General features: G+C 71.2%; 6 protein-coding genes. 3 read left to right on the top strand and 3 right to left on the bottom strand.

Annotated features, from left to right (window positions below; translation table 11 throughout):
* Nucleotides 1-36: 36 nt before the first annotated feature.
* From IY392_RS18735 to IY392_RS18725, 3 genes are all read left to right on the top strand, one after another.
* A complete protein-coding gene (locus IY392_RS18735; protein WP_194862037.1) occupies nt 37-1,221 on the top strand; it encodes an FAD-dependent oxidoreductase in 1,185 nt (394 codons plus the stop codon).
* A 115-nt stretch (nt 1,222-1,336) separates the two neighbouring features.
* The gene (locus tag IY392_RS18730) at nt 1,337-1,879 is read left to right on the top strand and encodes a Dps family protein (protein WP_107757269.1); all 543 of its coding nucleotides are present in this window, start codon (nt 1,337-1,339) and stop codon (nt 1,877-1,879) included.
* A 154-nt stretch (nt 1,880-2,033) separates the two neighbouring features.
* Complete coding sequence (locus tag IY392_RS18725; RefSeq protein WP_194862036.1) at nt 2,034-3,326, top strand: cation:proton antiporter; 1,293 nt, start codon at nt 2,034-2,036, stop codon at nt 3,324-3,326.
* 79 nt (nt 3,327-3,405) lie between these two features.
* Here the strand turns inward: IY392_RS18725 and IY392_RS18720 are convergent, their stop codons facing one another.
* The 3 genes from IY392_RS18720 to IY392_RS18710 all read right to left on the bottom strand — a co-directional run.
* On the bottom strand, nt 3,406-4,296 hold the full coding sequence (locus tag IY392_RS18720; RefSeq protein ID WP_194862035.1) for a sulfite exporter TauE/SafE family protein: 891 nt from the start codon (nt 4,294-4,296) through the stop codon (nt 3,406-3,408).
* A 1-nt stretch (nt 4,297) separates the two neighbouring features.
* Nucleotides 4,298-4,438 carry a hypothetical protein gene (locus IY392_RS18715; protein WP_228549640.1) on the bottom strand — a complete coding sequence of 47 codons (141 nt, stop codon included), beginning with the start codon at nt 4,436-4,438 and terminating at the stop codon, nt 4,298-4,300.
* A gap of 41 nt (nt 4,439-4,479) precedes the next feature.
* On the bottom strand, nt 4,480-5,364 hold an 885-nt coding region (locus IY392_RS18710; RefSeq protein WP_255542143.1), incomplete at its 5' end, for a rhodanese-like domain-containing protein.

Genomic DNA, 5,364 nt, shown 5'->3' with positions numbered 1-5,364 from the left:
ACTCCCGCCCGAGAAGAGCCGGACCACCACCTCCGCGTGAGCCGCCCCCGGATCGTCGTGGTCGGACTCGGGGACACCGGCGTCCTCACCGCGATCGCGCTCCGGACACTCGGCGACGTCGTGGCCATCAGCGCCACGCCGGAGTTCGTCAGCGGTCAGGAGCTGGGTCTGCGGCTAGCCCGGCCGGAGGCGTGGACGCGCGACTATCGCATCGCCTACCGCCGGTTCCGCGGCCTCGACCGGGTGCGGATCGTGCACGGCAGCGCGACCGCCCTCGACACCGAGAACCGTGTCGTGCGCGTGAGCCTCGCCGGCGGCACGGAGGGTGACGGCGCGGCGGGGGACGGCACGGCAGGTGACGGCGCAGCAGGTGAGGGCTCGGTCGCCGAGGTGCCGTACGACATCGCGGTCGTCGCCACCGGGGTAACCAACGGGTTCTGGCGACGCGCCACGGTCCGGGACTCCCGCGGCGTGGACGCCGAGATCCTCCTGCCGCACCAGCGCGTCGCGGGAGCGGCGTCGGTGGCGATCATCGGCGGCGGCGCGGCGGCCGTGAGCTCGGCGGCGCAGGTGGCCGAACGCTGGCCGGGCAAGGCTGTGGACCTCTACTTCCCCGGCGACCGCGCGCTGCCCCACCACCACGCCCGCGTCTGGGACCGGGTGCGCGGGCGGCTGGAAGACATGGGCGTCGGCCTGCACCCCGGTCACCGCGCGGAGTTGCCGGGTGGTGATGACGACGACACCGCGCACCTCACCACCGACCCGGTGCGCTGGTCGACGGGTCAGCCACCGGCCACGGCAGACGTCGTGATCTGGGCCATCGGCCGCGTGAGGCCCAACACCTCGTGGCTGCCCGCGGCCATGCTCGACGACCGCGGCTTCGTCCGCGTCGAGCCGACGCTACAGGTGTCGGGGCACAGCGATGTCTTCGCTGTCGGCGACGTGGCTGCCACCGACTCGCTGCGCACCTCCGCCCGCAACCGAGGCCACATTCTGGTCGCGCGCAACATCCGCGCGCACCTGCGCGGCACGCCACCACGCGACTACCGACCGCCCAGGCGCCGGTGGGGCTCAGTGCTCGGCCCGCTGCGAGACGGACTCATCGTCTTCACCCCACCCGGCCGTGGTGTTCGCGTCCCCGCGCCGGCGGCCGATGTACTGCTCCAACGGCTCATCACGCACCAGGTGATCTACCGCGGGGTGCGCCGGCGGGGGCAGTGAGGGTCTGCCGGTTCCGGTCGCCGTCGGTGAGGGCTGACGACCAGTCTCACGTGGTCTGACCTGCGCGTCCAGCACTACGGTCGCACGTCATTGGCGGCGGCGCTAAGTTCGAAGCATGCCTGAATTCACCGTTCCCGGACTGTCCACCGACGACTCCGCCACCCTCGCCGACACCCTCCAGAAGCGACTCACCGCGTGCAACGACCTGCACCTGACCCTCAAGCACGTGCACTGGAACGTGGTGGGCCCCAACTTCATCGCGGTCCACGAGATGCTCGACCCGCAGGTCGAGCTGGTGCGCGGCTACGCCGACGTGCTGGCGGAGCGCATCGCCACCCTCGGCGGCTCGCCCGTGGGCACGATCGGCGCCAACGCCGACCACCGCTCGTGGGACGACTACTCGCTCGGCCGCGACACCGCGCAGGCGCACCTCGGCGCGCTGGACAAGGTGTACGACGGGATGATCGGCGACCACCGCAAGGCCATCGCCGTGGCCGGTGACGTCGACCCCGTCACCGAGGACATCCTCATCGGCCAGACCGCCGAGCTCGAGAAGTTCCAGTGGTTCATCCGCGCCCACCTGGAGAACGCCTCCGGCGAGCTGCCCACCGCGAACGACGCCACCGAGAAGGGCGCCGCGCGGGACGCCACGGCCTGATCGCACCAGCCTGATCGCGCCAGCCACGACGGGCCGGATTCCCACCAGGGAGTCCGGCCCGTCGTCGTTCGCCGGGACCGCTGTCGACCGCCACGCTCACCCCAGCGGTTCCCATCGGTGGCGCAGGTGACCTGAGGGCGCCCACACTCACTGCGTGCCCAATACCGACCTGATGTTCGCGGTCATCGGCGCGGCCCTGCTCATCGGGTCGTTCCTTCCGCGCCTGCTCCGTGAGCGGGTCCTGTCCGCGCCGATCGTGGTGGTGGGCGTGGGGATGCTGGTCGGGTGGCTGATGCCCACCGAGTCGCAGCTCGTCGACGTGATCGAGCATGCGGAGCTGGCCGAGCGGATGGCCGAGGTCACGGTGATCGTGGCGCTCTTCGGCGTGGGCCTGGCGCTGGACCGCCCGCTGAGCCTGCGCGGGTGGACCACCACGTGGCGGCTGCTGGCGATCGGCATGCCCCTGTCCATCGCGGGGGTCGCGGTGCTGGGGTGGTGGGTGCTGGGGCTGACCCCCGCGGTCGCCGTGCTGCTGGGAGCGGTGCTCGCCCCCACCGACCCGGTCCTGGCCTCCGACGTGCAGGTGGAGGGTCCGAGTTCCGGCGAGGAGGTCGACGACGAGCACGACGAGGCCCGCTTCGCCCTCACCTCCGAGGCCGGGCTCAACGACGCCCTCGCGTTCCCCTTTGTCTACCTCGCCGTCTACCTGGCGACCAAGGGCGATCCCGGCCAGTGGCTCCTGGGCTGGGTGGCGTGGGATCTGGTGGCCAAGACGCTCATCGGCGCGGTGGTGGGTTACCTCCTGGGCCGGTTGATCGGGGCGGCGGTCTACCGGGTGCGGGTGGGTGAGCACCGGCTCGTGGGGTTCGCCGAGCCCGCCGCCGCCGTGGCCACGCTCCTGCTCGCCTACGGCGTCGGCGAGCTGGTGGGCGGCTGGGGATTCCTCGCCGTGTTCTGCGCGGCCCTCGGGGTCCGCGCGTCCGAGCGCGACGACGAGCGGCACGAGCACTTCCACGAGTTCGTGGAGTACACCGAGCACCTGCTCACCCTGCTGGTCCTGCTGGTGATCGGCGCCTCGTTCGTCTCCGACGCACTCCCCCGCCTGGAGTGGACCCACGTGGCGGTGGCGGCCGGCGTCCTGCTGGTGATCCGTCCGCTCACCGCCTGGGTCTCGCTCCTGGGCGACCGTAAGCTCCGCCGCGATGAGCGCATGGTGGTGTCGGTGTTCGGCGTCCGGGGCGTCGGCTCGGTGTTCTACCTCTGCTACGCCATGGGCTACTTCCCCAAGGAGGACGGCTGGACCCTGTGGCCGGCGGTGTCGCTGGTGATCGTGGCCTCCCTGGTACTCCACGGTGCGAGCGCGTCCCAGGTCATGCGTGCGCTGGACAGGCGGCGGGAGCGAGCGGGGGCCAACGAGACGGACAGCGCGGAGCAGCAGGGAGAATAGCCGAATCGGGGGTCAGCGACCACCTTGGTAACCACACCAGCGTTCAGCAGCTCCGTTACCCGACCATGGACCCCTGAGGCTAGTGAGTGCGCAGGGAAGACTCGACACGACCCTGCGAACGCAGTGGACACCGGTCGACAGCCACACGGACAGCAGCGACGAGCACCAGCAATGCCGCCACCCCGAGGATGATCGGCGCGGCCGGGAAGGGCAGTTCCTGGGACAGGACCACCGCGCCCATGAGCAGGACGAAGTACCCGAAGCCCTTCCGAAGGGCCTTCTCCGGCACCACCGAGGTGAGCCGGATCCCGACGAACGACCCGGCCACCGCGGCGGCGGTGACCGCGACCACGAGAGGCCAGTCCAGGCTGACCGTGGTGAGGTAGCCGCCGAGGCCGGCGAAGGACTTCATCGCGATGACCAGCAGCGAGGTGCCCACCGCGGCGGTCATCGGCAGCCCGGCCAGCAGGACGAGGGCCGGGACGACGAGGAAGCCACCGCCCGCGCCGACCAGCCCGGTCGCGGCGCCCACGACGAGTCCGTCGAGGAGGATCCGCCAGAGCGGGTGGTGGTGCGACTGGGTCGACGGGGCCTGACCGTTGCGGTCCCTGCGGCCCCGGATCATCGCGCCGGCGGTGGCGATCATCATGATCGCGAAGGCGACCATGAGAACGGTGCCGGGGATGTAGCCGCCGGCCAGGCCGCCGAGGAACGCGCCCACCATGCCGGCCGCGCCGAAGATCAGGCCCGTCCGCCACCGGACGTTGCCCTTCCGGGCGTGGCCGATGAGGCTGACCAGGGATGTGGCGCCCACGACGAACAGCGAGGTGGCGATGGCCTCCTTGGGGTCGAGTCCGCCGATGTAGGTGAGCAGTGGGACGACGAGGATGGAGCCGCCCCCGCCGAGCAGGCCCAGGGACAGGCCGACCAGGACGGCCAGCGCCACGACGATGATCAGGGTGATCTCCATGTCAGGTGCCTTTCAGCACGACCTGCCCGGGTAGGCGGTGGGTGAACTTCTCGCCGTGCGGGGCCAGGAGGGGCAGCGGCACGTTGCAGGAGCCGCAGATGTGCACCGTGGAGAACTCGGCGGTGGTGAGGCTGGAGAGCATGGGTGAAGCGGTGTCCTTTGACTGTTCGGGGTGCGAGCGGATCAGATCGTCGCGAGGTTGCGTTCGGACCAGCCCGCGAAGCTGCCCTCGAGCTCGACCACGCGGTAGCCGGCGCGGCGGAGGGCGCTGGCCGCGACCGAGTTGCGCACGCCGCTCTGGCAGTACGTGACGATCGGCCCGTCGGTCGGCAGCCGGTCGAGGTTCCACAGGACCCGGCCGCCGCTGAGCTGCTCGGAGCCCGGGATGTGGCCGTCGGCCTGCTCTGTCTTGTTGCGGATGTCCAGGACCATCGCGGCGTCGTACGAGGCCAGCTCGTCGGGTCCGATCATCTCGGGGATCGTCATCGGCAGCCCCTCGAAGGTGGTCGTGTAACCGGTGACCGTGTCGATGCCGACGCGCAGCAGGTGATCCCGCATCGTCTCGGCCGTCTCGGGTCCCTCGGCGAGGACGACGATCGGCGTGTCCTCCTTCTCGGGGTCGTAGACCCAGGCGCCGAAGGAGGCGGCCTTGTCGACGCCGGGGACGTTGAGCGCCCCGGGGACGGTGCCGGCGTGGACCTCGTCCTGGCCGCGGGTGTCGACGACGACGACGTCGTTCGCCTCCAGCGCGTCGGCCAGCTCGGAGATGCCGTACTCGCGCAGGGGGGCCAATGGCCCGAGCACCGCCGGGCCCTCTTTGTTCTGCCGCTTCATCCGACCGAAGTACGCGTGCGCGTCCGGCTGGCCGTCGAGCAGCTCGGAGACGAAGCCCTCCTCGTCGTCGTCGCTGACGTACCCCGCCCACCAGGCGTAGCGACGCTCGTAACCGACGCTGGTCGACGGAAGTGCACCGAGGGCCTTGCCGCAGGCGCTGCCGGAGCCGTGGCCCGGGAAGACCTGGACGTGGTCGGGCAGGGAGACGAACGACTCCTTCAGGCTGCGGAAGAT

It is taken from the genome of Dietzia sp. SYD-A1 (assembly GCF_015356725.1).
In the GTDB taxonomy this organism is placed as follows: domain Bacteria; phylum Actinomycetota; class Actinomycetes; order Mycobacteriales; family Mycobacteriaceae; genus Dietzia.
This window is presented reverse-complemented; position numbering and strand designations above follow the sequence as displayed.

Excerpts from the sequence above, each read along its gene's own strand:
- IY392_RS18730 (WP_107757269.1), top strand. The coding sequence starts at position 1,337 with ATGCCTGAATTCACCGTTCCCGGACTGTCCACCGACGACTCCGCCACC.
- IY392_RS18715 (WP_228549640.1), bottom strand. The coding sequence starts at position 4,438 with ATGCTCTCCAGCCTCACCACCGCCGAGTTCTCCACGGTGCACATCTGC.
- IY392_RS18720 (WP_194862035.1), bottom strand. The coding sequence starts at position 4,296 with ATGGAGATCACCCTGATCATCGTCGTGGCGCTGGCCGTCCTGGTCGGC.